Genomic DNA, 547 nt, shown 5'->3' on the forward strand with positions numbered 1-547 from the left:
TAAAATAGCCCCTAAATTATTTTGTCTCACTATCATCTCGAATATATTCAATTAAATCCAATAACTCAACATCCAACTTCTCACAGATCGTTATCAATGTCTCTAATTTTAAAGAAGACACATTCTCATTGTGCCACAACTTATTGATAGAATTACGACTTACTCCCGTTATTCTCACCAAATCCGAAATATTATCTATATTCTTTTTCGCCATAATCATACGAATATTACTTACTACCTTCATTTTTCATACTCCTTTTCATTCAATGTACATACCATTTTACTTACAAGGATACTTTTATACAAATAAAACATAAATTAAATAATATTAAGGTTATTTTTTATATATTCACATTTAATATTAACCTTAAAAATAAAATATATTGTTTTATTATTTAATTTTATTTGTTTTAATTGAAATTTTAACCCCTTAGAGTTAAAATTAAATATATAACTTAAAATTTAATCTATTAAAATATATTTTTAACTCTAAAAAACCTAAGAGGAGGTTATCATTTTGGCATTCCTAACAAATTGTAAAGCAAAC

Annotated in this window: 1 protein-coding gene; it reads right to left on the bottom strand. The window is 23.6% G+C overall.

All coding sequences use genetic code 11. The features are described from left to right. Positions 1–16: 16 nt before the first annotated feature. The gene (locus FE392_RS22750) at positions 17–244 is read right to left on the bottom strand and encodes a helix-turn-helix domain-containing protein (protein WP_024928006.1); all 228 of its coding nucleotides are present in this window, start codon (positions 242–244) and stop codon (positions 17–19) included. Between the last annotated feature and the right edge of the window lie 303 nt (positions 245–547).

The organism is Xenorhabdus santafensis (assembly GCF_033949405.1).
Taxonomy (GTDB): domain Bacteria; phylum Pseudomonadota; class Gammaproteobacteria; order Enterobacterales; family Enterobacteriaceae; genus Xenorhabdus; species Xenorhabdus santafensis.

Coding starts and splice junctions, on each gene's coding strand:
- FE392_RS22750 (WP_024928006.1), bottom strand. CDS start 244: ATGAAGGTAGTAAGTAATATTCGTATGATTATGGCGAAAAAGAATATA.